The organism is Imperialibacter sp. (assembly GCF_040222815.1).
In the GTDB taxonomy this organism is placed as follows: Bacteria; Bacteroidota; Bacteroidia; order Cytophagales; family Cyclobacteriaceae; genus Imperialibacter.
Genome location: NZ_JAVKCH010000055.1, coordinates 16687 through 43531, shown reverse-complemented (window position 1 = coordinate 43531; position 26845 = coordinate 16687). Strand labels below are relative to the sequence as shown.

The 26845-nt window shown below is 46.4% G+C and carries 25 protein-coding genes; 21 read left to right on the top strand and 4 right to left on the bottom strand.

Features of this window, described 5'->3' with window-relative positions:
* The 14 genes from RIF36_RS26080 to RIF36_RS26015 form a co-directional block, all read left to right on the top strand.
* Positions 1–446, top strand: a 446-nt coding sequence (locus RIF36_RS26080) for a hypothetical protein (protein WP_350149705.1), incomplete at its 5' end; no start/stop codon positions are given.
* Between the two features lie 33 nt (positions 447–479).
* Positions 480–974 carry a hypothetical protein gene (locus tag RIF36_RS26075; protein ID WP_350129454.1) on the top strand — a complete coding sequence of 165 codons (495 nt, stop codon included), beginning with the start codon at positions 480–482 and terminating at the stop codon, positions 972–974.
* Between the two features lie 244 nt (positions 975–1218).
* Positions 1219–1734, top strand: coding sequence for a hypothetical protein (locus RIF36_RS26070; protein ID WP_350129457.1), 516 nt, complete (start codon positions 1219–1221; stop codon positions 1732–1734).
* Positions 1735–1972: 238 nt separating this feature from the next.
* Positions 1973–2203, top strand: a complete 231-nt coding sequence (locus RIF36_RS26065) for a hypothetical protein (protein WP_350129460.1) — start codon at positions 1973–1975, stop codon at positions 2201–2203.
* Entirely contained in the window at positions 2200–2604 is a 405-nt protein-coding gene (locus RIF36_RS26060) for a type II toxin-antitoxin system VapC family toxin (protein WP_350129463.1), read from the top strand. The genes RIF36_RS26065 and RIF36_RS26060 overlap by 4 nt, the downstream gene beginning before the upstream one ends.
* A gap of 187 nt (positions 2605–2791) precedes the next feature.
* Entirely contained in the window at positions 2792–3265 is a 474-nt protein-coding gene (locus RIF36_RS26055) for a WapI family immunity protein (protein WP_350149704.1), read from the top strand.
* A 228-nt stretch (positions 3266–3493) separates the two neighbouring features.
* Positions 3494–4003, top strand: a complete 510-nt coding sequence (locus RIF36_RS26050) for a hypothetical protein (protein ID WP_350129469.1) — start codon at positions 3494–3496, stop codon at positions 4001–4003.
* Positions 4004–4086: 83 nt separating this feature from the next.
* Positions 4087–4623: a hypothetical protein gene (locus RIF36_RS26045; protein WP_350129472.1), complete on the top strand. Its 537-nt coding sequence runs from the start codon at positions 4087–4089 to the stop codon at positions 4621–4623.
* Between the two features lie 215 nt (positions 4624–4838).
* Positions 4839–6584: a helix-turn-helix domain-containing protein gene (locus RIF36_RS26040; RefSeq protein ID WP_350129475.1), complete on the top strand. Its 1746-nt coding sequence runs from the start codon at positions 4839–4841 to the stop codon at positions 6582–6584.
* A 104-nt stretch (positions 6585–6688) separates the two neighbouring features.
* Positions 6689–7681 (top strand): NAD(P)-dependent alcohol dehydrogenase, encoded by a 993-nt coding sequence (locus tag RIF36_RS26035; protein WP_350129478.1) that lies wholly within the window; start codon positions 6689–6691, stop codon positions 7679–7681.
* 41 nt (positions 7682–7722) lie between these two features.
* Positions 7723–8433 carry a DUF4386 domain-containing protein gene (locus RIF36_RS26030; RefSeq protein WP_350129481.1) on the top strand — a complete coding sequence of 237 codons (711 nt, stop codon included), beginning with the start codon at positions 7723–7725 and terminating at the stop codon, positions 8431–8433.
* A gap of 270 nt (positions 8434–8703) precedes the next feature.
* Positions 8704–9888: a PQQ-dependent sugar dehydrogenase gene (locus RIF36_RS26025; RefSeq protein WP_350129484.1), complete on the top strand. Its 1185-nt coding sequence runs from the start codon at positions 8704–8706 to the stop codon at positions 9886–9888.
* Positions 9889–10029: 141 nt separating this feature from the next.
* Positions 10030–11463 carry an amidohydrolase family protein gene (locus tag RIF36_RS26020; RefSeq protein WP_350129487.1) on the top strand — a complete coding sequence of 478 codons (1434 nt, stop codon included), beginning with the start codon at positions 10030–10032 and terminating at the stop codon, positions 11461–11463.
* A 22-nt stretch (positions 11464–11485) separates the two neighbouring features.
* Entirely contained in the window at positions 11486–12511 is a 1026-nt protein-coding gene (locus RIF36_RS26015) for a serine hydrolase domain-containing protein (protein WP_350129490.1), read from the top strand.
* 277 nt (positions 12512–12788) lie between these two features.
* Here the strand turns inward: RIF36_RS26015 and RIF36_RS26010 are convergent, their stop codons facing one another.
* From RIF36_RS26010 to RIF36_RS26000, 3 genes are read right to left on the bottom strand one after another with little or no spacing between them, the layout of a single operon-like run.
* Positions 12789–14222 (bottom strand): TolC family protein, encoded by a 1434-nt coding sequence (locus tag RIF36_RS26010; RefSeq protein WP_350129493.1) that lies wholly within the window; start codon positions 14220–14222, stop codon positions 12789–12791.
* A 5-nt stretch (positions 14223–14227) separates the two neighbouring features.
* On the bottom strand, positions 14228–17404 hold the full coding sequence (locus RIF36_RS26005) for an efflux RND transporter permease subunit (RefSeq protein WP_350129496.1): 3177 nt from the start codon (positions 17402–17404) through the stop codon (positions 14228–14230).
* Between the two features lie 26 nt (positions 17405–17430).
* Positions 17431–18513 (bottom strand): efflux RND transporter periplasmic adaptor subunit, encoded by a 1083-nt coding sequence (locus RIF36_RS26000; protein WP_350129499.1) that lies wholly within the window; start codon positions 18511–18513, stop codon positions 17431–17433.
* A gap of 389 nt (positions 18514–18902) precedes the next feature.
* Between RIF36_RS26000 and RIF36_RS25995 the strand changes: the two genes are divergently transcribed.
* From RIF36_RS25995 to RIF36_RS25975, 5 genes are all read left to right on the top strand, one after another.
* A complete protein-coding gene (locus tag RIF36_RS25995) occupies positions 18903–20330 on the top strand; it encodes a sulfatase family protein (protein WP_350129502.1) in 1428 nt (475 codons plus the stop codon).
* Positions 20331–20417: 87 nt separating this feature from the next.
* Entirely contained in the window at positions 20418–20705 is a 288-nt protein-coding gene (locus RIF36_RS25990; protein ID WP_350129505.1) for a hypothetical protein, read from the top strand.
* A gap of 99 nt (positions 20706–20804) precedes the next feature.
* Positions 20805–22523, top strand: a complete 1719-nt coding sequence (locus RIF36_RS25985; protein ID WP_350129508.1) for a GH39 family glycosyl hydrolase — start codon at positions 20805–20807, stop codon at positions 22521–22523.
* Between the two features lie 31 nt (positions 22524–22554).
* Positions 22555–22920, top strand: a complete 366-nt coding sequence (locus RIF36_RS25980) for a cupin domain-containing protein (RefSeq protein WP_350129511.1) — start codon at positions 22555–22557, stop codon at positions 22918–22920.
* A gap of 228 nt (positions 22921–23148) precedes the next feature.
* Entirely contained in the window at positions 23149–24147 is a 999-nt protein-coding gene (locus RIF36_RS25975; protein WP_350129514.1) for an NADP-dependent oxidoreductase, read from the top strand.
* A 17-nt stretch (positions 24148–24164) separates the two neighbouring features.
* On the opposite strand, the gene RIF36_RS25970 is transcribed toward RIF36_RS25975, so the two are convergent.
* The gene (locus RIF36_RS25970) at positions 24165–25163 is read right to left on the bottom strand and encodes a Gfo/Idh/MocA family protein (protein WP_350129517.1); all 999 of its coding nucleotides are present in this window, start codon (positions 25161–25163) and stop codon (positions 24165–24167) included.
* A gap of 205 nt (positions 25164–25368) precedes the next feature.
* Here RIF36_RS25970 and RIF36_RS25965 point away from each other — a divergent pair, with 205 nt between their 5' ends.
* Positions 25369–25779 (top strand): GlcG/HbpS family heme-binding protein, encoded by a 411-nt coding sequence (locus tag RIF36_RS25965; RefSeq protein ID WP_350129520.1) that lies wholly within the window; start codon positions 25369–25371, stop codon positions 25777–25779.
* Positions 25780–25812: 33 nt separating this feature from the next.
* A complete protein-coding gene (locus RIF36_RS25960) occupies positions 25813–26682 on the top strand; it encodes an alpha/beta hydrolase fold domain-containing protein (RefSeq protein WP_350129523.1) in 870 nt (289 codons plus the stop codon).
* Positions 26683–26845: the final 163 nt, after the last annotated feature.

Genomic DNA, 26845 nt, shown 5'->3' with positions numbered 1-26845 from the left:
GAAAATTATTTGTCCAACATGGCAAAATGATTAAATATCATCATTCCGGGTTTGCACAATATTTTGAGGAGGAAACAGTAGTTGAAATTCAGGAGGGTAATCTTATGGATCGCCAGCATTTTGTGAATGGCTATCGACCTGGCGATACTGGCCTTCCAAGTAATCCCGACTCAATAATCGCAGAAGTTTATAGTCGAATCAATTGGGACGGTTTACCAGGGTTTTCGAAAGACTATAAAGTATTTGTGGATCTAAAAATGGGTAAGGTTGATAGCCTCACAATTTTTCGCAGTATTGCTCCCGAAGTTTACGTTCAGGAGGTTCAGAGAATATTGACTAATTTTCCTCAACTTCGAAAGTTCTATTCAAGAGGTGAACCTTTATACGAAAGCTACATACTCCCAGTGATTTTCAGTAATGAGCAACGAAAACGATTCGCTCGCTAATTCTCAGTTGTCGACCATACCTAGACGCATAAAATGCTGTATCAATTAACTCTGATAATTTCCTTTATAACTGTTAAGGCCCCGACAACGGAACTTCCTGACTGGGCGTTCAAGCATTTCGTTCAATTCTCTGAGAGGTTCGACATCTACGATCAGATTGAGCCAACATATATCGAGCTTGACCTTGATGGTGACCGAACAAATGACGTGGCGATTTTTGTGAGAGAAAAGTCCATCAATAAAACAGGTATTCTATTTCTGTTCGACGGTGATGGAGAACGGTACTTTCTAGCTGGAGCTGGTGATTCATTTGGAGCCGGTGGCGACAACTTCGAATGGGCTGACAAGTGGGGAATCTTTCTAAAGTCGAAAACTCATCAAACAACGTTTCTTCCAAATGGAGACATCGACGGGACTAAAACAGTGGAACTTAAGAATCCAGCAATTAGCATTAGAGAGGACGAGGGGTCTGGAGGCCTCATCTACTTTGACGGAAACCAATTTATCTGGATACATCAAGGGGATTAAAGCTCGCTAACACAACGGTTCCATGAATATGGGCTTTATCGGTTTTCAAGCATTTGCTGGCTTGGAATCTCCACCACAAAAGTTAATTTTAACATCGGCGTGCCCGAACGAACGACTTTCAGTCGGGCGTGGCTAAGAAGTAATGGAAGCGAAGTTGCATAAAACTCCAACACTCATTTTACCGAGGAATAATTTCTTGATGAGCAGAACTCTTCTTCTAATCTTACTCTGCACTTCCTGCAGAATGACATCGAACCGGAAGTCTTTTGAACAGCAACAGCAGAATTTCCCCGTCTTTTTTATTGGCAATGGGTTTTCCTGGTACTCTATGATTTTTGAGGATTCTGTTGTCTATACTCGGGGGTATTCGGACATGGGTGCTTATCTGAGCGACAATTTTTCAACTTACACATGGGACTACATTAACGATTCAACAATTCATCTAAAGTCGATTCACAAGGACATTAAAAGATATATACAACCTGACGACCTGACTTTGATAATCGATAAGTCAAGTGCGCTATGCCAACTCCTGATTCCATTAGACAGCATAGAATCGTTTAATAGGGAACTTCGTAACGAATTTCATCGTGAAATTGTAGAATACAGGTTCGCTCCAGATGAGAGAGCCCAAGAACTTATTGATGCAGATTCCGTGCAGTTTTATCCAATACTGTTGAAGGAAGACTTTCAACTGCATTTAAGTAAATTTAAAACCAAGTTTGAATCCTTCGGAATTTACAACGGCAAAGGGTTCTGAATAAATTGCTAACACGCCGTTAACAATGAATGCCGCTTTATCGGTTTTCAATCATTTGTTGGTTTGGAATGTCCGCCACAAAGCATAAATTTAGCGGCACCCAACCTTCGCTGAAGCTACGGTTGGCAAGGCCTGGGCTAGGTGCTAATGGATTCGGAGCTGCATAAAACTCCCATACTCATTTAGGCAGGCGTTGTGGTTCATTGACTGCAAACCGGAAATTCTCTAACTTTATCGCATGGCAACTGAGGAAAAACTAAGAAAATCGATCCTCAACAAGATCAAGAAACTTTCGGACGACAAACTTCCGAACCTGGATGCCTATCTCTCTGATTTGGAGTCGCACTTGCCGACTGACAAATCGCCATTGTCTTTCAGCGGAATTTTTAAAGACCTCGAATTAACCGAACTAACTTCTGACCTCCATATATCAAGAGAAGATAATAATTATCGAATTCCACAATTTTGAACAGATCACTTATTGATACAGACATACTTTCATACTTTTTGAAAGGTCATGAGCAGGTGACTGAAAACGTTAAACTATATCTTAAGGAACAATCGAAAATCACGATTTCAGAAATAACATATTTCGAAGTTCTGTCCGGCTTAACTTTTAAGAAGGCCACTAAACAAATACAAGAGTTCGAAAACTTCATTTCAACATGTGAAGTCCTAAAACTCTCAACATCTTCGTTGCGACTTTCTGCAAACATCTATTCTGATCTTAGAGAAAAAGGAATTACAATCGGAACCGCTGATTTATTAATTTCAGGGATCGCACTGGCGAACAACTTGACGCTGGTGACGAACAACCAGAAACATTACCAACCTATTGAACAACTTTCTACTACCAACTGGAACGAATAAAAACGGATCACAACACGCCGCTAACAATGAATGGTGGCTTCATCGGTTTTCAATGATTCAAGGCTTGGATTCTCCCCCACATAGTTTAATTTTATCATCGCTGAAGCTACGATTGGCAAGGCGGGGCTAAAATGTAGTGGAAGCGGAGCTGCATAAAACTCCCATACTCATTTTACCGAGGCGTTGTGTGGCATTGACTGCGTTAACTGAAATGACAATTCAAGGGATCAAAAATCAGAGCGTCGAACTGCGGATTGCTAGCTATCAGTATCCTTACACTTTGGACAGGGACTATGACGGCAACTGGCTCAACATCTATCTTAGTGTGAACAGTCAACAAGGTAACTGGCAGACCATAGACCCCAGCCTTTTAACTTGGGAAGTAGAAGAACTAGCTGGGTGGCTATTGGATCTTTCTGACAACCGAGAACCAAAATACCGTCACCTTGAATTCATAGAACCTAACATTTCTTTTAAACTTCTAAACGACTTCTGTGACAATCTAAAGCAGCTAAGAATTCATTTCAAGCTAGAGTCTAGACCTCGTTCCGCAGCGCCAGACGAAGAATTTTTTGTCGATTTTGAGGCAGATGGGCCTGCTTTTCTGCGCATGGCAAGCGAACTATCTGAACAACTCCGAAGATATACTGTCCGAAAATAAAGCCACACAACACAAACCATCATGCATTGGGGCTCAGTAGTGAAGCAACGGCAGTTCGCTTGGATTGTCCGCCACAATTCATAATTTTATCAGATAAGGGACTAAGTGCTAACGGGAGCCAAACTGCATTTAAACCCCCACCCACGAGCTAGCCGTTGACATTAATTTCTGCGATTAAGCAGACACCTTTAGAACATATTGCTATCGGATGAATTCAGCACCTAACCTATGATCATTGGAAATAAGACAACTTTTGCATTTGATATCGGCCAACAGCGCTTAGGCACTCAACTTCGTACAGTCGATATTGTGATCGGTAATCGACATGTATGTTGTGACGACAATTCAGCTTATCTTCCTCAATTTATTGCAAGTATGCAGTTCGATATTAATCGAATTGCAGAAAATGACTGGGAAAAGTATCACGGATATTTTGAAAGAAAAAGTATCAGTGAAATTCATGAATTCATACTCCGTACAAGAACTGAAGGAGCAAAGGAATACGACATTGAGGATGACAATATTTTTCCATCCCACAATTTTCTAAATTGGGGACCAACCACTGATAATTTGTGTTCCTTCATCATCCCTTGGAATGGCAGATATTATTTGACGTACCAATTCTGGCGGCCTGAACACCCTAATAAACCAGAGATTGGAAAAATTCAAAACGTGCAAATTAAACTAGTTGAGATTGTAAAAACAATTGAAGAAACAATAGCTGCACTCAAAGAATAAGCACGACCAGCATATGCCTATCATTTGTGGGAGCTGCCAGTCGTCATACGACGACTGGCTTGGGACAAAGCCAATAAATAGATATGAGATTTAGATTTGGTCTGATAATAATACTACTCGGCTTAGCGGGATACAGTTACGCTTGTAAATGTGGCGGTCCTGGGACGGTGAAAAGCTCTTTTGAGGCTAGTTACGTTGTGGTAAGCGGACAGGTTTTAAGTAAAGAATTAGTTCCATTCTCACAGACCATTAGGCCAGATAGCGTTTCTGCAATTAAGGAGAGATTGAAAGACGATAAACAGAACCTTCAATTTTTTGAGATGAGTTATATCTTCAAAATTGATCTTGCAATAGTTGAGAGATATAAAGGAACAGACCTTCGTGCCACGGTGACAATTTATACCCCAATGCACAGTGCGTCTTGTGGCTACAAGTTTGAATTAGGTAAATCTTACATAGTTTACGCTTCGAAGAATAGCTTGGGCTTTATGTTTAGGGACAAAGTTGACCTGAGTAATGGATCACAAAAGGAAAACACGTACTGGACAAATCATTGTTCACGGACAACTGAGTATAACAGCACAGAAGCTGAGGAATTGAGACTACTGAGTGAAAAGTGAGTGAAGACAGTTTGGACATGCTCCCAAACCCCAACCCAAAATCACCCACCCTTCCTTCATTAACTTTTGCCCCCTTATTTAAGTACCAGACATTCCACCATGGGAAACTAAAAAAATCGAGCTATTTTCGAACTGAACTATTTTAATAAGCATCCGTCATTCTTAGTACTCCCACCCACATAAAGACCTCCATTGCGGTTCTGCCATTCGTTAATATGAGTGCCGATGGCGAGAACGAATACTTCTGTGATGGCATCACCGAAGAGATCATTAATGCACTGGCCAGGGTCACGGAGCTCAAGGTTACTTCCCGCACTTCCAGCTTCTATTTTAAGCATCACAAAGCATCTATTCAGGAGATAGGCGAAAAGCTGAATGTATCGGCAATACTGGAAGGCAGCGTGCGTGTGGGTGGCAATATGCTGAGGGTCACAGCGCAGCTGATCGAAGTAGCGACAGATTCACATTTCTGGTCGCAGACCTGGGACCGAAAGCTCGAAAATATCTTTGAAATACAGGATGAGATCAGCCTCCACATTGCAGATAGACTCAGGGAGCAGTTTGGGCACATGGAAATTGGCGATCACCTGGCGAAGTCACCCACTCAAAACCTCAATGCTTATGAGCTATTGCTCAAAGGAAAATACCTGTTTAACCGCTGGAACCCCGAGGATGTAAACAAAGCCATCAGTCTCTTTGAACAAGCAATTGAGCAGGATCCTGATTTGCTGGACGCTCATATGGGATTGTCCGATGCCTATGGATTCCTGGCTACGGCGGGCTTTGCTCCGAGGGAGGCCTCCTGGAAGAAAGCTTTTGAGCACATGAAGATTGTGGAGCAAATCAATCCGAACCATGCACCACTCAACTATCAGCTTGCCAATCATGCCTTTTTTACGGAAGCTGATTACAATAAAGCTTTCAAATACACCCTGAAAAGCATCGAGTCGAGGCCCACCTACCCTGAGGGGCAGCAATTCATGGCCTTTCTGTACCTGCTCAAAAACGAGGTCGCCAAAGCGAATGAGCACCTGCAATATGTGCGCTCCGTCGACCCGCTTAATCAGGAAACCCTGTTCTATCAGGCCTACTACCTTTATAGGGCAGAGGACTTTGAGAAAGCAGCTGCGATCTGCCAACAGTTGCTGGAAGTAAACCCCAAAAACCTGCCAGCCTACATCGTTCATTGCTACAGCTTGTTTCATCTGGGGCAGATCGATCAGGTGATTGAAGAAACTGCTAACATGCCGGACGAAATCATGATACCCGATGAAAGAGCAGGCATCAACGCACTGGCGCACCTAATGAAGGGGGATAGCAAAAATGCCAAACCCTATATCAATCAGGTGATATCCCGGTCCAATGAAAATGCCTCTTTTCAGGCAGATGCCTATGCTTTCTGGATCTATGCGCAACAATCCAAAGCAGACGAAGCCTTTTCCATCGTCGAAAAGTTGTTTACGCATCAGTCGTCCATATTGCTACTCAATTATTATGATCCGTTGGCGAAGAATCTCAGAGGGGATGAGCGATTTCAGCCCTATGCAGACCGGATCTATCCCGAGTTTGAGCCTAAGGAGTCAACCCCAAAAACCAATACATCGCAATTAGATGAGGCCACGGCCGCCGCTTATGAGGAAAAGCTGATGGCATTCGTCAATAATGAGTTGCCTTATCTGAATCCCTCGCTCAGCCTGAGATCGCTGGCCGGGCAAATCGAGATACACCCCAACCAGCTCTCCTGGTTGCTCAATGAGAAAATCGGCAAAAACTTCAATGAGTTCATCAACAACTATCGGATTGAGCATTTCAAAAAGCTAGCAGTAGATGCCACCAACTCACATATTTCGCTGGTTGGGCTGGCTTTCGAAAGTGGGTTTAATTCCAAAACGGTCTTCAATACCTACTTCAAAAAAGTAGAAGGAATGACTCCCAGCGCCTTCCTGAAGCGCCAATCTTAACCAAATGAGTTCCATTTTATAATTCCGAACCTATCGCCATTGATTCGGAACACATGCCTCTGCGATTTGCTTTTCCTTTGCTTCATCATTAAAAACTCAAAAGCATGAACGCAAATCAAATGAAAGCTATTGTCGCCAGCGGATACGGAACACCGGAAGTGTTAAAATTCACCTCTGTGGAAAAACCAACCCCTGGCCCGAAGGATGTACTGATCAAGGTAATAGCCTCTGCTGCCACTACCGCCGACACCATGATGGTGACTGGCAAGCCTTATATCGCCAGGCTATTCGTTGGCCTGACAAAACCCAAGCATCCAATAACAGGCACTGGGTTTGCAGGAATAGTTGAAGCCATCGGGAGTGAGGTCCGTAATTTTTCTGTTGGTGACGAGGTTTTCGGTGAAACTACCCTTGGCTTTAGCACCAACGCAGAGTATGTAGTGGTGCCGGCCAGCGGAGTAATGCTCCCCAAGCCAGCCTCCTTGCCTTTTACTGAAGCAGCCAGCTATTGTGATGGTCATTTAACCTCCTATAATTTCCTGAAGCGGATAGCAGAGGTGCAGTCTGGCCAGCGGGTGTTGGTCAACGGAGCTGCCGGCAGCCTGGGCACGTCAGCGATACAAATTGCCAAATACCTGGGGGCTCATGTGACGGGAGTTTGCAGCAGCAAAAATGCAGGAATGGTGAAATCGCTGGGCGCTGATGAAGTCATCGACTACCAAAAACAAGATTTCACCCGATTGACTACTCAGTATGATATCATTTTTGATACAGTCGGCAAGAGTTCATTTACCAAAGCTAAAAACGTATTAGCTGAACGTGGTATGTACCTGTCGCCGGTTCTAAAGTTTCCACTGCTCATGCAAATGATTGCCTCCTCGCTTTTTGGCAAAAAGAAAGCAAAGTTTGAAGCCACAGGTGCCAATGCGGACGACACGCTGAAAACGTTGCTGCTTGAAGTAGTCGACCTTCATAAAAATGGCAAACTGAAAACAGTCATAGACAGACAATACCCACTTGAAAGGGTCGCTGAAGCACATCACTACATCGCTTGTGGGCACAAAAAAGGCAATGTGGTCATAGTAGTGGCAGCATAAGGAAACGAATCAGTCTGATCAATTTTAAATATCTCTCAATTATGAAAAACTCAAACAGAAAAGATGCCATCGTCGCCGGTGTTTCACTCATCGTCATGGCCCTTGCAGCCGGTTATGCTTACGGCTATGTGCAGAGCAGCCTTGTAGTGGTTGGTAATCCAGCAGCAACACTAACCAATCTCAACAACACACCTGGCCTGTTCGGCAGCGGCGTCATCGGATGGTTCATCATCCTCATCACCGATCTGCTCGTGGCATGGAGTCTCTACCGGTTCTTTGCTCAGGTCGACGCTAAAATCTCTATTGCTACTGGACTGGTGCGAGCCGTCTACTCAGCGATCCTTGGTTTTGCCATCTTCCATTTGGTGGGTGTATGGCAAATGCTTTTTTCTACCAATCAGGAGGCAGTGACCGTGATGAACCTGGTAGCTGGCTTTGAAAAATACTGGTCGCTTGGTCTTATTGTGTTCGGCGTTCACCTTTTGGGGCTGGGGTACCTTTCCCTAAAATCCAACTTCGTTCCCAAATGGATGGGCTGGTTGTTGCACATCGCTGGACTATGCTATATGGGAATCCATTCAGCAAAAGCCATGGCTCCTCAGGCTGCTGACACCATCGCCATGGCTGAAATGATCCTGGGGGCACCTATGGCTATTGCCGAGATGGCATTGGCTGTGTGGTTGATATGGAAAGGCGGAAAGTCTAAAAGGCCACTGCCTGGCCAGGGCCATCCTATGCCGTTTGCGTCATAGTTTATAGCCCCGCATCATAATTTACAGGCCTTGCCTAAACTTGATGGATTTCGCTTCATAGCTCATAACTGGCCCCTGCACTTGTGACAGACCTTTGTAAGACCAAAAACACAAAAATTATTAAACCTGATAGGACTATGAAATAGCCATAAGGAATACCCTACCCAACGGACCGGCGTGGAACGATGAATAACCAGTCAACAGACTACGATCTATTCCGTAATGGTACAGGCTATTCCATCTGGCCTCTAAAAAACAAATTTTATACACATGAAATTAATTACTATTCTCTGGCTGCTGGCGCTCTCATTTGGTTGCCTGGTTAGCTGCAAACAAAACCTTGTGCTGGTTCCGGATTCTCCCTATGCGGTAAGCGATGATGCTTTTACTACTAAAACGATAGCAAGTGGCTTCACCATACCCTATGGAATAGCCATCGTTGGTGAAAATGAGTACTTCATTACCGACAGGGTAGGAAAAATGTTCCACTTTGAAGACAGCACGCTTACGGAGATCAATGGAATGCCGGAGGTTGCTACATTTGGCACCCCGGGTTTAGCTGCCATTATGCACGGTGGGTTAATGGACGTAAGTCTTCATCCTGACTACGCAACCAATTCCTGGATATACATTTCCTATCTGGCATCAGATGGTTTTGCTAAAGTATCCCGACTAAAAATACAGGACGATGCTGTCTCTCAGTTTGAAACTATTTTCACAACCAGACATCAAAACTATACCGGCAACGGCATGCGGATAGTGTGGGAAGACGATGCTCACTTTTTTCTGAATATCGGAAATTCAGACTTTTCAACCAGTGAGTATCCAGTGTTGCATGCACAAGACCTCAACCACGATGCAGGAAAGATCCACAGGTTAAAGGACGACGGAAGTATCCCTGCGGATAACCCCGTCTTCGATGGGTATGCTTCCCCTACCACCATTTGGAGCTACGGGCACCGGGACGTGCAGGGTTTGTTTTTTGAGGCGTCCAGCCATACCCTTTTTGGGATTGAGCATGGCCCCAAAGGCGGGGATGAGTTCAACATAATAGAGAAGGGAAAGAACTACGGTTGGCCGCTTTTTACTTATGGCATCAATTATGACGGTGCTTGGGTGTCTACTATTTCCGAAGATTCTGCGGCTAAGTTTACCGTATTTCCAGAGCACTACTGGACGGTGCCAACGAGAGATGGTGGTCAGGCCGTTGCTCCCGCCTGTTTGTTAAAGGTGAGCGAAAGCAATATTTCGGACTGGAACGATTATTTTATTTTTGGTTCGCTGGCCTATAGAAGGCTGATGAAATACAACCACAAAACGGGTGAAACTTTTGGCTTGTCGATAAAAGGCAGGGTCAGGACAGTCAAACAACTTCCCGGCGGAGACATCATCGCACTGATTGAAAGAAGCGACCTGATGAAAACCAATGGGAAAATTATCAGGATAGGGAATTAGTGTCCAAAAAAATTTCGAAATCGACTACCCCGCTTAAAATGGCGAAAAAACCGCTTTTAAGAGCATGACCGGGATGAGATTTGTATTTTAACTGGTTTTAAAGGAGATAAATATTTTTTGACAAACTGAAACGTAAATAGCATGAAAATTTTGAAAATAACTGCTCTGGCCATTGGCGTTCTCATTTTGATGATGGTTTTGGTGGCAGCCGGAGCTTTGATTATAGATAAAAAGGGAACCGCCTATCTGGAAGTCAGAGGCAATCCAGCATTTGAATCCAACACTTACCTGATCACAAACGTCAATATTGTGCCAATGACCGCCGACACAGTGCTTTTGAATCAAATGGTGCTTATTCAGGATGGAGTGATTGCCAGGATAGCAGATGCAATAACCGACTCAAAAGCAAAAGTGTTTGATGCCGGAGGAGGGTACCTTACGCCGGGTCTGGTCGATATGCATGTTCATGTGTGGGACGAGTATGAGCTTGGTCTTTATTTGGCAAATGGTGTCACTACTGTGAGAAATCTGTGGGGGCAACCAATGCACCTGCGCATGAAAAAAACCATAAGTAACGAAGAGGTTATTGGGCCTGTTTTTTTCACTTCCGGTCCCAAACTCACAGGCCCCGAGTATATGGGCGATGACAATCTCCAATTGTTCACTGCCGAGGAGGCCTATTCAAAAGTTGCCGAATACAAAGAACGAGGGTATGATTTCATCAAGACCTATTACGGACTGACCGGCGAGCTCTTTGATGCGGTAGTGGAAAAAGGGCGGGAGTTAGATTTTGACATTGTTGCACACCCAAGCCCCAAGGTGCCTTATAGTTACCATTTCAAACCTGAAATCGTTACCATTGAGCATGCCGAGGAGATTGTACAACAACCGCTGGAGTACCGCCTGGACACTGCCAGGCTAAGTGAGGTGGTCGATCTCTATGCCTCGCACCCACATACTGCACTTTGCCCTACCCTTGTGGTTTATTACAATATTTACCGACTCCTGACAGAAGATGACATTCTAAACTCGGAAGAGCTGGCATACATGAACCCAATCATTCGTGCCGTAGACAGCCAGGCCCAGTTTGATCGCTGGGCAGGCACAAAGAGCAATGATTCAACCATAGTGAGCAGGATCAAAGACCAGCACGACTTCCACTTGCTTGTCATCAAGAAATTGCATGAACACCAGGTGAAGATCGTTGCCGGCACGGATGCTGGCATTGGCGTAACACCACCGGGTTATTCCCTGCACGAGGAGCTGAATTTCTACACACAAGCGGGTATGAGCAACTATCAGGCACTTCAAACAGCCACAATTAATCCTTCAAAAACCCATGATTTCTTAAGTAACCAGGGAAGTATTGAAATTGGAAAGCTAGCCAATTTAATTCTGACGAAAGACAATCCCCTGGATCGCCTGGAAGTGCTTAGGAATCCTCAAATGGTGATGGTACGGGGACGGATGATCAATCAAGAAATACTTGATGAGTTTAAGGAAAAAGCCAGGAATCGAAGCAATCTGCTGGCATCGGCCCTCAGGTATGCCGAGAATTTAATAATAGAAAAGTAAACAAACCCATACAGTGTCAAATATGAACAATATAAAACGAGTACTCAGAATAGTATTTATTCTCGCAAGCATCGGCTCCCTGTACTTTGTGCCGTGGCCTATAGTGTGGGCGTGGATACTACCCCTGCCGGATACAGTGCAGGCGCAGGTAGACGAAGCGCTTGATCATGGATTTGACGGAATCATTGTTTATGTAAATCAGGCTGGTAAGGAACCTGGCTTTTACGCTGCAGGCTGGCACGATCGAAAAGCCAAAATACCTGCCAACCCACACGCCCTATTCAAGATTGCCAGCATTACCAAGCTATATGTGGCTGTTGCTACCACAAAATTAGTCAAAGAAGGGCGCTTGTCTTTGGATAAAACACTTGCTGAGTACTTTCCAGAACTTGCGGGAAGAATTGAAAATTCAGACAAAATAACCCTGCGACATATGTTAAAACACCGGAGCGGCATTCCCAATTTTGTAGACCATCCTGATTTTTGGAAAAATCCACCCAAAAACAAACAGGAAACACTTGAGTACGCACTGGATTTACCAGCTGACTTTGAACCAGGTGAAGACTATGGCTATTCAAACACCAATTATATGTTGATTTCCGACCTCATTGATAAGGTGGTGGGTTATCCTCACCAGCAATATATCAAGGAGGAGATTTTGATACCACTTGGGCTAAAAAACACTTTCGGATCGCTAAGTGAAGTGGACATAGACGACGTAATGAGTGGCTATTATGTAGGCATTGATGAAGACTTTAAGTACGAAGATACAGGCTTGATGCTAGCTACAGCAGAGGACGTTGGGACATTCCTGAGGGCGTTAAACGATGGTTCGGTGTTCAAAGAAGGGGAACAGGAAATCTATTCCTCCGTCTACGAGTATGAACATACAGGGCTGCTTGTCGGCTATCAGAGCATTGCTGAATACCACAAAGACATTGACACGGTTGTGATTCAATTCACGAATACAACCAATTTTGATGGCTATAACTGGAATTTATCGGAGGTAGTCTATAGTAGGATTGTTAAAATTTTAAGAAGGCAATGAAGGCCGGGTAAAGAGACATTTTCACGTCAAATTGCCGCACCTCCCCAGAGGGGCTTTCTTCCCTCCAGGGCCTTTGCGACAAACGGGAGTTAGCAGTGGACGATGCTACGTTCCACTGCTGCGTTTACACAAGACCACTTCGTGCGTAAAAGAAAAAACCCCCGAAATCTTTAGACTTCGGAGGCCTCTTGTGGAGTTGTTCTACTACTGTTACTACAATCGATCAACCTTTTTTCCTAACCCAAACAGCTCCATTTCTTACATTAGGCGGTGGTGCTTACCTCCATCCACCACCCAGCGCCTGATACACATTCACGACGGCGTGCATTTGTGCCATTTTGGTGTCTATCAGTTCAAACCTTGATTCCAGCGCATCTCGTTGAGTCAGCAGCACCTCCATGTAGTCGGCCCGGGCTGACCGAAACAGGTTGTTTGAAATATCAACCGACTCGGTCAGGGCATCTACCTGAAGCGATTTCAGTTCGAAAGTATTTGCCAGATTGCCGATATTGGACAGCTGATTAGCCACTTCAATATAAGCTGTCAAAATGGTTCGCTCGTAATTATACACCGCCTGTATCTGCATGGCATTGGCGCTTGAATAAGCTGCCTTGATCGCATTTTTGTTAATCAACGGCCCGGCTAAATCAGCCGCCAGCCCATATATCACCGACTCAGGCATTTTGACCAGGTCAATCGGGTTAAATGCCTGAAAGCCCAGGCCTGCAGAAAGGCCCAGCGAAGGATAGAACCTGGCCTTGGCCACCTGCACATCCAATTTGGCTGCCACCAGGTCTAACTCAGCCTGCCTTACGTCAGGACGATTTTCGAGCAGCTGAGCGGGAACACCAGCGTTGAGCACATTGGGCACCAAATCAATAAAATTTTGTGAGTTGCGCTGAATGGGTTGAGGAAACCGGCCAACCAGAAAATTGAGCTTGTTCTCTGTTTCGATGATCTGCTGCTGAATACCGAACTGAAGGCTTCTGGTGTTGAGTACCTGCGCCTCAAACCTTCGCACTGCCAGCTCCGTCACCCGGGCCGACTGCTTCTGCAGTCTTACTATTTGCAGCGCATTGCTTTGTATTTCAATGTTCTGCTGTACTATTCTCAGCTGATTATCCAGCGCCAGCAGTTCGTAGTAGGAGTTGGCAATTTCTGCAATCAGGTTGGTCACCAGAAAGTTCCTGCCCTCCATTGTTCCCAAATACCTGTTGAAGGCCGACTTTTTTGCATTGCGCAGCTTGTGCCAAATGTCCACTTCCCATGAAGCATACAGCCCCGCCATAAAATCGGGCAGCGGATCTGGCGTTTCCTTTCCCGGTTTAATTTCCGTCGTAGCCTCGCTGGAGCCTTTGCTTGTGTACCGGCCAGGCTTGTCAACAGCGGCACCCGCACCATAGCCAACGAAAGGTAGATACTCTCCTTTTCTGGCCTGAACCTCGTTTCTGGCAATTTGAATTTCCTGCAAGACAATATTCAACTCCTGGTTGTTTTGCAACGCTGTGTCAATCAGGGAGATCAGGTACGGGTCAGTAAAATAGTCCTTCCACTGAACCTTGCCAGTGTTAGTGGTATCCTGCGAGCTGTTGTAGCTCGCAGGCACTGCCTTGTTCTCTGTTTTTTGTACCAAGTCGGGCGTTTTACAAGCCCAAACCGCTAAGGCAAGGCAGGCCACTCCAACCCATCTATATATGATTCGTTTCAACATGATAATCAATTTATTTCTTTCGAATGTGTGTGTTGGGGCTCTTCACTCAGAGGCCTGTCGTATTCATCCCTGATCAGCTGACGGCCGTCCGCTAGTTTTCCAAAAATGTAGTACAGTCCCGGAATGATGATCACACCGAATATGGTTCCAAAGAGCATACCGCCGAGGGCCGAAGAGCCAATGGTTCGGTTACCTATAGCGCCCGCTCCTGTGGCAATCACCAGAGGAATCAAACCGGCAATGAAGGCAAATGATGTCATCAGGATAGGGCGGAAACGCACCCTGGCACCTTCAATGGCTGCTTCAAAAATTGTTGCTCCATGTCGCCGTTTCTGTACGGCAAATTCCACAATCAACACTGCATTTTTACCCAGCAAACCTACCAGCATGATGAGGCCAATCTGTGCATAAATATCGTTGTCCAGCCCCATTACCTTAAGGAACAGGAAGGAGCCAAACACCCCAACTGGCAAGGAGAATACTACCGCCAGAGGCAGAAGGAAGCTTTCGTACTGAGCCGCCAGCACAAAGTAGACGAACAGCACTACAATGATAAAGACGTACAGCGCTTCATTCCCTCTTTTTGATTCATCGTAAGAAAGACCTTCCCAGGCAATGTCATACCCTTTAGGCAACGTTTGGGCCGCCACTTCAGTAATGGCCTGGATAGCATCGGCGGTAGTATACCCCTCAGCGGGTAATCCCCGGATGGCTGCCGAGTTGTACATGTTGTAGCGGGTAATCTCGTTAGGCCCCTGCTTCTTCTCAAGGGTCATGAACGATGAGTAGGGCACCATTTCCTCCCGGTCATTCTTCACAAATAAATTCAAAACATCGGAGGGAAGCCTTCTAAACTCCGGCGCAGATTGAACATACACCTTGAAAAACCTGTCGAACCTGATAAAGCCCTGTTCATACGTACTTCCGATAAGTATGTTCAGGTTTTCCATCGCCTTGCCGATAGAAACGCCCTTTTGCATGGCCAATTCGTTATCTATCAACAATTCGTACTGAGGATAATTAGCGGCGAAGAAGGTAAACAAACCGGTCAATTCAGGACGCCTGTCCAGGTTATCCATGAACTCTTTGTTTATTTTATCAAACTCCTGGTAATCGGTGTCTGTAGTTTTATCCAGCAAACGCATGGAGAAGCCACCGGAGGATCCAAATCCCGGAATAGCAGGCGGCTCGAAGAATTCGACAATGGCCCCAAGGCCTCTGGATTCTTCTTCCAGCTCTTCCATGATTTCTTTCACCGAATGCTCCCGCTCCGACCAGGGCTTTAGGTTAATCAAACAAGTACCTGCGTTGGAGCCCCGACCCTCCGTCATGATCTCGTAGCCTGCCAACGAAGAAACTGATTCCACGCCGTCAATTTCCTCGCAAATTTTCTGTAGCTGCTGCGACACCTGATTGGTTCTTTCCAGCGTGGCGCCCGGAGGTGTTTGGATAATGGCATAAATAGTACCCTGGTCTTCACTGGGGATAAATCCAGCTGGTAAAATTTCATTCTCAAAGAATATGCCTGCGCAGAAAACTCCTAAAATGATGAAAGTAAGCCCCCTTCTATTAACTATCAGCTTTAGCAAGCCCGTGTATTTGCCAGTCACTTTTTCGAAGCCGCTGTTGAAACTATCAAGTGCCCTGTTCATCAGCGTTCTCTTTCTGGGTTGCCCGTGCGTATTCTTCAGCAGCATGGCGCACAATACCGGCGTAAGTGTAAGTGCTATCACCGCCGAAATCACAATGGAGCTGGCCATCGTAATAGAGAATTGCCGGTAGAACGTACCCACCGGGCCGGTCATAAACGAAATAGGCAGAAACACCGACACCATTACCATGGTGATGGCGATAATCGCCCCACTGATCTCCCCCATTACTTTTTTCACAGCATTGTACGGCGAAAGGTGCTCTTCTTCCATTTTGGCGTGCACAGCTTCCACCACCACAATGGCATCATCCACTACTATACCAATGGCCAGCACCAGTGCAAACAGTGTCACCAGGTTGATAGACAGCCCAAAAAACTGAATAACAAAGAATGCACCGATAAGGGAGACCGGAACAGCCAGAATCGGTATGAGCGTGGAGCGCCAGTCGCCAAGGAATACAAACACTACGAGAGCCACAAGGATAAAGGCATCCCGCAAAGTGTGTGTCACCTGCTCAATAGAGGCATCCAGAAACTTGGACACGTCATAACTGATCTTGTAGTCCACTCCTGGAGGGAAACTGACCCTCATCTCTTCAAGCGTCGCCTTCACCTGAGCAATAACTTCACTGGCATTACTGCCGTAGTTCTGCTTCAATACGATGGCCGCAGAAGGGTGCCCATCCAGGTTAGAATAAATGTCAAAGAATTCGCTGCCCAGCTCAATTGTGGCAATGTCCTTCAGGTGTATGCTTTCACCTTCGGCATTCGCCCGAACAATGATTTGCTCATATTCTTCCGGCTTGTTGTACCGTCCTTTGTATGTCAACACGTATTCTAACGACTGCGCAGCGATGCCCGAGCTTTGGCCTATCCTACCCGGACGACCAATAATGCTTTGCTCTCCCAGCGCCTCCATTACTTCCTCAATGGAGATATTGTAGGCCCTCATGCGATCCGGGTTAAGCCACACCCGCATAGCATAGGTGCGGCTACCCAATATCTGCGTTCTGGCCACGCCATTGATCCTGTTTATTTCCGGAATCATTTTAACGTTGGCGTAGTTGTACAGGAATTTTTCGTCCAATCCCTCCTCAGTGCTGTAGAGGTTCACATACATCAACATACTTGGTTGAATAGGTGTAATAATCACACCTTCACGCTGAACTAGTTCCGGCAAAAGAGGCATGACCTGGTCGACCCTCGTTTTAACCCGTATTACGGCCTGGTTGGGATCCGTACCTGGTTCGAAGATGATGGTGACTGTAGCTTCGCCAGCACTGGTGGCATCGGTGGTCATGTACCTCATGCCCTGAACACCGTTGATGGAGTTTTCCAGGGTAATGAGCGTCGACTTAACCAGCACGTCGGCACTGGAACCTGGGTAAGCAATGAAAATACTTACGGTTGTTGGGGCAATTTGGGGAAATTGCGAGATAGGCAGCTGCTTAATTGCCAGCGAACCCACAAAAACGATAATGACCGAAATTACAATGGCAAAAACGGGCCTATGAATTATTTTACTAAACATTTCTTCTCGATTTTAAGGATGCTTAATTATTCCGCATAAAGCGTTAAATGCGACAGTACTTCTGCCGGATCCCTGAACTCAAAACTTATTTCCTGATTTTCTCTGACCAGTCTCAGCCCTTCCAGAAGGATTTTATCGTTGGCTTCCAACCCGCTCTGAACAGCATATATGTGCGGCATTTCGGCTGAAATGGTTATTGCCCTTGATCTGATCTTATGCTCCTCGTCGATCACATAAACATATCTTTTGTCAAGGATTTCGAAAGTCGACTTCTGAGGGATAAGCAGGGCACCCTTAAGGTCAACTGTCACTTGTATATTGCCTGTCTCACCATGTCTGAGTAACCCATTGGGGTTCGGGAAGGTTGCTCTGAAAGCGATGTTGCCGGTTTCGTTATTAAAGTCAGCCTCAATGGTTTCCACTACGCCCCTGTGGTTGAAAAGGCGATTGTTAGCCATCAAGAGACCAACCTCCATCTTTTCTTCAGATTTCACACTGGATTCGTATTCCAGATACTCTGCTTCCGGAACATTAAAGTAGACCCACATTTTGCTATTGTCCGAAAGGTTTGTCAGCAGGTCTCCCTCGTCAACAAGGCTGCCCTGCCTCACGAAAAAACGATCCATTAGCCCATCAAAAGGAGCCCTGATTTGAGTGAATCCGAGGTGAACTTCAGCCAGCGATACCTCAGCCATTGCCTTATCAAACTTTGCTTTGGCCAAGGCCAGCTCATTTGGTGCTACCACATTGCTTTCGGCAAGTCGTTTTGTGTTCTGGTATTCAATTTCAACAAAACTGGCCTCAGCTTGTGCCTTTTGGAGCTCAGCTTCATATAGTTTGGGCATTATCTGGAACATTAGCTGCCCCTTTTTTACACGCTGCCCTTCGTCCACGTATATCTTTTGCAAATAGCCTTTTTCAAGCGCTCTCAGTTCGATGTGCTGTACGGACCGAATCTGACAAACGTAATCTTTTGTAACAGTTGTGTCCATCCTCAACGGACTAGTCACTAAAAATTTAGTTTCTTCCTCCTTTTTTTCTTTGTGCGATTCACAGCTTGTGTAGCACAACAGCACACACAAACCCACGAACATGAGTGTTTTATTCATAATAATTTTGCGTTCTTGATTCTCCAAAAAACTTGATTATTTCAGTTGTCACTTTTGACCGAACAAAATTCATCTACTGATTCTGAAGTATTTCGGGAGTAATTCTGAAGTTTTGCTGAAGATTTAAAAAAAGCCTTGAAAGAGATTGTTAACCGTGCAAAAAAACAGTGCCTGATAATGAGAATTTGTAAAGAGTTAACCGGCAAGGCTGCACAAAATTTGAAAAACTACCCGGTTGCTTTATGCAATTGATTATATTGGTTTGTCAGTAATAAGACTCGAAAAACAGTGAAAAATACATCGAAAAACCAGGTCACTGTTCTTGTTGCCAGCACCTTCCTCAAAGCGGTTCTTACAAAAAATTTACCACTCGCATACAGTTTGACAAAATGGATAAAATAAGAAAGCTCGCCATAGGGATACTTGCCATCGCCCTTTATGGGTGCGGCAGCGAATCAGAAAAGGTTAGTCAAAAACCGAACATCATCTATATCTACACCGATCAGCAAAATGCCAGCATGATGAGCTGCGCCGGCAACCAGTGGCTGAAGACGCCAGCCATGGACTACATAGCCGCCAATGGCATCAGGTTTACCCGGGCCTATGTGACCAACCCGGTTTGCACGCCTTCACGGGTAAGCATGATTACAGGCAGATTTCCGGGTTACTTCAATGACGCCAATGGGCAACCCGTCCGGGAGAATGTTGGAGCTATGAAGATTCCCAACGTGTCGGAAGACGTGCAAAGCACCACCATAGCAGCTTATCTGAAAGCGGCCGGATACGACCTGGTGTTTGGCGGAAAGGAGCATCTTCCAAAGTCACTCACACCGGAGACACTCGGCTTTACCGACATCACCAACGATGAACGAGACGAACTGGCCCTGGAGGCAGCAAAGTACATTGCCAAACCCCATGAAAGGCCCTACTTTCTAGTGGTGTCGCTGATCAATCCCCACGACATTTGCTACATGGCCATTAGGGATTTTGCAGAAACACAGCAGGAAAAGAGGCTACTCGAAATTGGCGAAACAGAATTAGCCACGCTCGACGAGGCGCTGAAGCTGCCTGAGGGTGTAGGCGAAGAAGAGTTTTTCAGCAAGTATTGCCCTCCACTCCCACCCAACTTTGAGCCTCAGGAAGATGAACCGGCAGCCATTAGCTGGCGGGTTGATCAAAGAAATTTTCAGAAGCAGGCCCGTGACCACTATACGGAAAAGCAATGGCGCATGCACCGCTGGGCCTACCACCGCCTAACGGAGGTGGTCGACAGGCAGATTCAAACAATTTTGGATGCACTGAAGGCAAGCGGACAGGAAGAAAATACCTTAGTTATGCTCTCCAGCGACCATGGCGAAATGGATGCGTCACACCGGCTGGAGCATAAAAGCCTGCTGTATGAAGAGGCGGCGAACGTGCCCTTTCTGGCTATGTGGAAAGGCAAGATTCCAGCGGCACAGGTCGACAGCGTGCACCTGATATCTAACGGGCTGGATCTGCTACCAACGCTGTGCGATTATGCTGGCATCGACGGAAAATCAGACCCCCGGGGCAGAAGCTTGCGGCCTTTGTTCGAGGGAAAGAAAGTGGACTGGCGGGAGCACCTTGGCGTGGAAAGCCAGGTAGGAAAGATGGTGGTGTCTGAAGACGGTCTCAAATACCTGCGTTACGACGTAGTCGGGATCGAGGAAAACCTGATCGACCTTAACAAAGACCTCTACGAAATGACTCATTTTACGACTGACCCGGAGTATGATGAAAGATTAAAGGAGCTAAGAAGCGCTTTTGATGGGGAATGGTTTCCGGGAGGAAAATAGATGGCAACAGAGGCTATTTTCCTTCATGCCAAGCCGGCAACCTGAAGCAATCTTGCACCGTTAAAAGAAGAAACAACCTCACTCCCTATGCACGGCGCAGGTTTTGCCATCGATGCAATTAAAACCCTCAGGAACAACCGTTCTCTCCTGAAAGGAAAAGGTGCCGGGCCTTACAAAAACTTCGACACGGCTTATATCACCGATACCATCATTTCCAGAAAGGCTCCTGTTTATAGAAAGGCAAGCGCTCAATACCTCGAATCCCTGAGAGCACAACTGGCGGTTGATGATAAGCAACGTACTAGTAAAAAAAGAATGCTGCTGGTGGCAACTGTGACCGCAATCAGTCTGGCTTTTTACTTCCTTCTTTTCTGATTGAAAATTCAGTCAATCTTAGCTTTGTGCAGTTGTAGCTACAGCAAGCCAGTATTTTTGTTTACATTGGGCTGACTGCTACATCCAACGCCTCTTCTAATGACCACATCAAAATCATTGGTTTTGTGGAAGCCAGTATGCTTCCTCCTCTTCTCTATTTCCACCTATCATTCCTTCGCCCAATACACCGTTGAACCTGTAACCATCCAGATCGACTTAACGAAACAAATGGGTGAGCTTGATCCCATCTGGGCCTGGTGGGGCTACGACGAGCCCAATTACACGTATATGAAAGATGGGCAAAAGCTGCTTTCGGAAATAGCTCAGCTCAGCAAGGTAGCAGTGTATGTGAGAGCACATAGCCTGCTGGTAACAGGCGAAGGCACTTACGGCCTAAAATGGGGCTCTACCAATGCCTATACTGAAGATAAAAAAGGCCGACCCATTTACGACTGGACAATCGTCGACAGGATATTCGACACCTATATCGAGCGGGGCATGAAACCCTTTGCGCAAATCGGATTCATGCCTCAGGCACTTTCGAGCAAGCCCGAGCCCTACCGGCACTACTGGAAGCCCGGCGCCGAGTACAACGACATTTACACGGGCTGGGCCTATCCTCCCAAAGACTATAAAAAGTGGGCGGAGCTCGTCTACCAATGGGTAAGCCACTGCGTGGAAAGGTATGGTAAAGAAGAAGTGGAAAGCTGGTATTGGGAGCTTTGGAATGAGCCTAATATCGGCTACTGGCAGGGTACTACCGAAGAGTATATCAAGCTATACGACTACAGCGCCGATGCAGTAAAACGAGCTTTACCAACAGCCAAAGTGGGTGGCCCTGAAACAACCGGCCCAGGCTGGGACAAAGCAGCCGAATTCCTCCGCACTTTTCTCGATCATGTAGTGTCCGGTAAAAACTACGTGACTGGCAAAACCGGCTCTCCACTGGACTTCATTTCCTTCCACGCCAAAGGCAGCCCAAAAGTAGTAGACGACATGGTGCAAATGAACATGGGCACCCAGCTGCGTGATATCGACAAAGGATTTGAAGTCGTAGCCTCCTACCCCACCCTCAAACACTTACCTATTTTGATTGGCGAGTCGGATCCGGAAGGCTGTGCGGCGTGCTCAGAAGCCGATTATCCGCACAATGCTTACCGCAACGGCACCATGTATGCAGCCTACACAGCGGCAGCATTTGCCAGAAAGTATGACCTCGCCAAACACCACGGCGTCAACCTCCTCGGTGCCATTACCTGGGGCTTCGAATTTGAGGAGCAGCCCTGGTTTGCCGGCTTTCGGGACATGGCCACAAATGGCGTGGATAAGCCTGTTCTGAACACTTTCCGAATGTTTGGAATGATGGAGAGCCAAAGAGTGGAAGTAAGGCAGGACAATTTAAGCTACGACTACGCCAAAGTCCGGGATGAAAGTGTGCGAGGCCCGGCACCTGACGTCAATGCACTGGCTTCCAGGTCGGACAAAGCAGCAACAGTGATGGTTTGGAACTATCACGACACCAATGACCTGCAAGTGGAAGACTCACCGGTTGAAATAACCCTTGAAGGCTTTCCGGCAGATGGAAGAATCTTACTCACCCATTACCGAATCGATCAGGAGCACAGCAACTCTTACACGGTTTGGAAGGAGATGGGGAGTCCTCAAAATCCAACTTCCGAACAAATCAGCCTACTGGAAAAATCTGGTCAACTCAAACTTTACGATTCGCCGCAGTGGGTGAATGTGAAGGACAGTAAACTTTCTATCAGCATGAAGCTGCCAAGGCAAGGTATTTCTCTCTTGAAGCTAGAGTGGTAGATTTGTCAAAAACCAACCTCCAACTTTATTGATGAAAACTGATATAGTCAACATCGACCAGAAACTCGCATTATTCTCCGACCACTGGCATCCACGCATTGTGGGTGAACTCAATGGCCAGCATGTGAAACTGGCTAAACTCCTCGGTGAGTTTGTGTGGCACAAGCACGACGACGAAGACGAGTTGTTTTACGTGATCAAAGGGGAGCTGAAAATGGAGTTTAGGGATAAAACTATCGTGATCCACGAAAATGAATTCCTCATTGTACCCAGAGGTGTGGAGCACCGGCCGGTAGCCAAAGAAGAAGTGGCTGTGATGCTGTTTGAGCCTGCTGCAACTGTTAACACTGGAAACGATCCCGGTGAACTTACAAGGGAGAAGATCGAAAAAATTTAAACGACTACTATATCCTGCCGTTTTCAGTGGGGGTCAATAGTTGGGTGGGCTTCGGGTACAAAACATGACTTTTGGTGATCGTATTCACCAATAGTTATGCTTTTTGGTGAATACGATCACCAAAAAGCATAATCCCGCTAGGCTGTTCAAGAACTGAAGTTTCAGTTGGTGGGTGAGCGTTCATCGAATCACCGCTTTTCTTATACCTTTACTTTCAAACACTCGAGCATGACTACGCAACAAATCGTTCTGGCCGCCAGACCCGTTGGCACCCCTACCAAAGATACTTTCAGGTTTGAAACTACTGAGGTGCCCGCACTGCAGGCAGGTCAGGTACTTCTGCAGGGATTGTATTACTCAGTCGACCCCTACATGCGTGGCCGTATGAGTGATGCCAAGTCATATGCCCCACCCTTTGAGGTAGGCAAGCCCTTTTACGGCGGCGTAGTAGCCAAGGTGCTTTCAAGTAAGTCTGACCTTTTCAAAGAAGGAGATGTGGTGCTCGGCATGCTTTCATGGGCACAGCAGATCGTTGCGAATGAGAAGGAATTAAGGAAAGTTGACACGAAGATTGCCCCGGCCAGCTACTATCTGGGCATTTTGGGTATGCCAGGGCTCACTGCTTATTTCGGCCTCATGCATATTGGCAAGCCGAAGGAGGGGGAAACGGTTGTGGTGTCAGGCGCAGCAGGTGCCGTTGGCGTGCTCGTCGGGCAAATAGCCAAAATTCATGGTTGCCGTGTGGTAGGCATTGCCGGAACCGACGAAAAAGTCGCCTTGATCAAAAACGAGTTTGGCTTTGACGAAGCGATCAACTACAAAACCACGCCCAACATCCGTTTAGCGATAAAAGAGGCATGTCCCAATGGGGTTGATATCTATTTTGACAACGTGGGAGGCCCTATCTCAGATGCAGTCATCAGCAATATCAACTTTCACGCTCGCATTCCGCTGTGTGGACAAATCTCGTTGTACAACAATACGGAAATGGCCATGGGACCACGTATCCAGCCTATGCTACTTACGAGAAGTGTGCTTATGCAGGGTTTCATCGTCTTCAATTTTCAAGACAAATACTCTGAAGGCTTCAAACACCTGGCGCAGTGGGTAAAAGAGGGCAAGCTGAAAACGACTGAAACGATTATTGATGGATTCGATCAGCTTCCAACTGCACTGCTCGGCCTTTTTAAAGGAGAGAATACCGGAAAGATGCTGGTGAAGGCTTAAGCTAAAAAAGTGGGTGATTAAATGATCACCCAACCTTTACTTTTACCACTTTCGAAAATAGCATCAATCACCTTCATATTACTGACGGCATCTTCAAGCGGAGTTGGCGCTGGTTTGTTGTCGAGAATGGCCTCTGCAAAAACATCTGCTTGGCAAGTATACTGGTCAGCAACGGGAAGCATGATTTCTTTCTTTTTTTCCTTCGTGACCAGCCAGATCCGGCAGGGAGTGTCGGGCGGTGCATTGGCTGGTATTTCTATTTCAACATAGCCGTCAGTGCCAAACACTATGCAGCGCTGATATGGCATGAGTTGCGTAGAGCACGTGAAGGTGGCTGATTTTCCATCTGAAAAATCGAGCAGCCCGGAAGCTATTCTGTCCGTTTTCATCACCGGATCAAAATCCAACAGGCCCACAGCTCTTGTTGGTTCTTCACTAAAAAGGAACCTGGGAAACGAAATGCAGTAGCATCCGATGTCCATCAGTCCTCCGCCACCAATATCGGCCTGGTTACGGACATTGTTGGGGTCAACATTGTAATAAGAAAAGAAAGACTGCACCACTTTGGCTTGCCCAATGACTCCCGACTTCACCAGCTCTTTCGCTTTGATCCACTGAGGATGGAATCGATACATAAAGGCCTCCATTACCTTGAGCTGGGGGTGCTTTTTGCTTACAGTCAATAATTGCTCAGCTTCTTTGGCATTCATACCCACCGGCTTTTCGCAAAGCACATGCTTGCCTGCTTCTATGGCTTTAATCGTCCATTCCACATGCAAATGGTTGGGCAATGGATTATAAATGGCATCTACCTCAGGGTCGGCCAGCAAAGCTTCGTAGGAGCCGTGTGCCCTGGGTATACCCAATTTTTTAGCTGCCTCGTTAGCTGAAGACTGGTTTCTCGAGCTGATCGCTACTACGTTGCAATACTCACTTTTTTGGATGCCGGGGATCACCTTGGTCATGCCAATTTTGGCGGTGCTGATAATGCCCCATCTAACTTTTTGCTGTGTCATGATTATTGATGACTTGTGAAAAACATCGTTTCAGACAATAATAACCACTTCAGGCTGATAATGAAAATCCGGTCGGCTCAATGGCAGGACGGTGGCACGTCCCACACACCTTTGACTCAAAGGCTCGGGCAAATGTTTAATATTATGCCTATTTTCAGGGCTTACCCCATAAAAGACACAAATAACTTAAACTCACTAAGTGTAAATGCATACGATTCAGAAAGTAAGTGCGGAAGAAGCCCTCAAGCTTGTAGCAAAAGCCGTAGAGCTGGCTAAAGAAATCGATAAAAACATCGCTGTGGCTGTATCGGGCACGGAAGGTGAGCTTATCTCCTTTCTTCGCATGGACGGAGCCAATCCAGCCACAGCTCAAATCGCCCAAAGTAAGGCTTACACCAGCGCCAGGGACTGGAAATCAACCAGGTCCATGGGGGAATTTATGCGCACCGTTGATCGTGAGCAGGGCTACTGGACCGACACTGGCATTACCGGCTTTGGTGGTGGCCTCCCAATTGTCCAAAATGAAAAAGTAATTGGTGGCATCGGCATCAGCGGACTCACCGAATCGGAAGATGAAAGAATAGCGGAAGAAGCTATTCAGGCTGTTTTCCAGTAAGTTTCATCAAGGAATAGCTAAACTACTAGTCCAATGATGACAAAGTATACCACACAAAAAACCCTGATAGCAGTGCTGCTGCTACTTCTATCCACGCAGCTGGTTGTCGGACAGCAGTACAAAGACCTTGTTTACGCAACAGTAGGGGACAGAAACCTACTGGTCGATATCTACCTGCCTGAAAACTCACCTAAGCCTTACCTTGTGGTGTGGGTACATGGAGGCGCCTGGCATTCGGGTTCCAAAGAAAACCCACCTAAAGAACTGCTCGAAAATGGCTATGCCCTGGCAAGCGTCGACTACCGACTGAGCGTGGAGGCACCCTTTCCGGCCATGGCGCACGACGTCAAAGCTGCCATCCGCTACCTGAGGGCTAACGCCAAAAAATATGGTTACAGATCGGACAAGATGATAGTAGCGGGTTCATCCGCTGGTGGCCACCTGGCCGCATTGATCGGCACTACCAACGGAAACAAGGAACTCGAAGGCACCCTTGGCTACTTCCTGACCACAAGCTCTGATGTACAGGCAACCATTGACCTGTACGGCCCCACCAACTTTACAACCATCCTGAGCCAGTCAACCCCGCACGGCATTAGTGTGCGGGCACCAGCACTGGCTCTCCTGCTGGGCAAACCCGTAGAACAAGTGCCTGACCTGGCAAAGCTGGCCAGCCCGGTTTATCAGGTTGACGCTACCGATCCGCCGATATTCATTGCGCATGGAGATCAGGATATTCAGGTGCCAATCAACCAGTCGCTTGAACTGGTAGGTGCTTGCGAGGCAAGTCACGTGAAGGTGCAGTTTGAAGTAGTGTATGGCGCTGGTCATGGGACGGAGGAGTACAACCAGCCGGAGTTTACAGCCAAAATAGTGGCGTTTTTGAAGGAGGTATTGAAGTAGTCCCATCAACCACTGGCAGGAAGAATGCAAATACATAAATGGAGAATACTTTCCTCCAGAAAGCACTAAATTGTTGCATTGTATAATCCCGTAGACAGCCTCCATGAGGCAGTTGGATCTTGGACACCAAGTATTTTCCTGATTAGACTCAGATATTGCATTC

Bases quoted from the DNA above. Each gene is read 5' to 3' on its own strand.
- RIF36_RS25965 (WP_350129520.1), top strand. From the start codon at position 25,369: ATGCATACGATTCAGAAAGTAAGTGCGGAAGAAGCCCTCAAGCTTGTA.
- RIF36_RS26065 (WP_350129460.1), top strand. From the start codon at position 1,973: ATGGCAACTGAGGAAAAACTAAGAAAATCGATCCTCAACAAGATCAAG.
- RIF36_RS25975 (WP_350129514.1), top strand. From the start codon at position 23,149: ATGACTACGCAACAAATCGTTCTGGCCGCCAGACCCGTTGGCACCCCT.
- RIF36_RS26045 (WP_350129472.1), top strand. From the start codon at position 4,087: ATGAGATTTAGATTTGGTCTGATAATAATACTACTCGGCTTAGCGGGA.
- RIF36_RS26020 (WP_350129487.1), top strand. From the start codon at position 10,030: ATGAAAATTTTGAAAATAACTGCTCTGGCCATTGGCGTTCTCATTTTG.
- RIF36_RS26075 (WP_350129454.1), top strand. From the start codon at position 480: ATGCTGTATCAATTAACTCTGATAATTTCCTTTATAACTGTTAAGGCC.
- RIF36_RS26035 (WP_350129478.1), top strand. From the start codon at position 6,689: ATGAACGCAAATCAAATGAAAGCTATTGTCGCCAGCGGATACGGAACA.
- RIF36_RS25980 (WP_350129511.1), top strand. From the start codon at position 22,555: ATGAAAACTGATATAGTCAACATCGACCAGAAACTCGCATTATTCTCC.
- RIF36_RS26070 (WP_350129457.1), top strand. From the start codon at position 1,219: ATGACATCGAACCGGAAGTCTTTTGAACAGCAACAGCAGAATTTCCCC.
- RIF36_RS25970 (WP_350129517.1), bottom strand. From the start codon at position 25,163: ATGACACAGCAAAAAGTTAGATGGGGCATTATCAGCACCGCCAAAATT.
- RIF36_RS26000 (WP_350129499.1), bottom strand. From the start codon at position 18,513: ATGAATAAAACACTCATGTTCGTGGGTTTGTGTGTGCTGTTGTGCTAC.
- RIF36_RS26005 (WP_350129496.1), bottom strand. From the start codon at position 17,404: ATGTTTAGTAAAATAATTCATAGGCCCGTTTTTGCCATTGTAATTTCG.
- RIF36_RS26030 (WP_350129481.1), top strand. From the start codon at position 7,723: ATGAAAAACTCAAACAGAAAAGATGCCATCGTCGCCGGTGTTTCACTC.
- RIF36_RS25995 (WP_350129502.1), top strand. From the start codon at position 18,903: ATGGATAAAATAAGAAAGCTCGCCATAGGGATACTTGCCATCGCCCTT.
- RIF36_RS25960 (WP_350129523.1), top strand. From the start codon at position 25,813: ATGATGACAAAGTATACCACACAAAAAACCCTGATAGCAGTGCTGCTG.
- RIF36_RS25990 (WP_350129505.1), top strand. From the start codon at position 20,418: ATGCACGGCGCAGGTTTTGCCATCGATGCAATTAAAACCCTCAGGAAC.
- RIF36_RS25985 (WP_350129508.1), top strand. From the start codon at position 20,805: ATGACCACATCAAAATCATTGGTTTTGTGGAAGCCAGTATGCTTCCTC.
- RIF36_RS26010 (WP_350129493.1), bottom strand. From the start codon at position 14,222: ATGTTGAAACGAATCATATATAGATGGGTTGGAGTGGCCTGCCTTGCC.
- RIF36_RS26040 (WP_350129475.1), top strand. From the start codon at position 4,839: ATGAGTGCCGATGGCGAGAACGAATACTTCTGTGATGGCATCACCGAA.
- RIF36_RS26050 (WP_350129469.1), top strand. From the start codon at position 3,494: ATGATCATTGGAAATAAGACAACTTTTGCATTTGATATCGGCCAACAG.
- RIF36_RS26015 (WP_350129490.1), top strand. From the start codon at position 11,486: ATGAACAATATAAAACGAGTACTCAGAATAGTATTTATTCTCGCAAGC.
- RIF36_RS26025 (WP_350129484.1), top strand. From the start codon at position 8,704: ATGAAATTAATTACTATTCTCTGGCTGCTGGCGCTCTCATTTGGTTGC.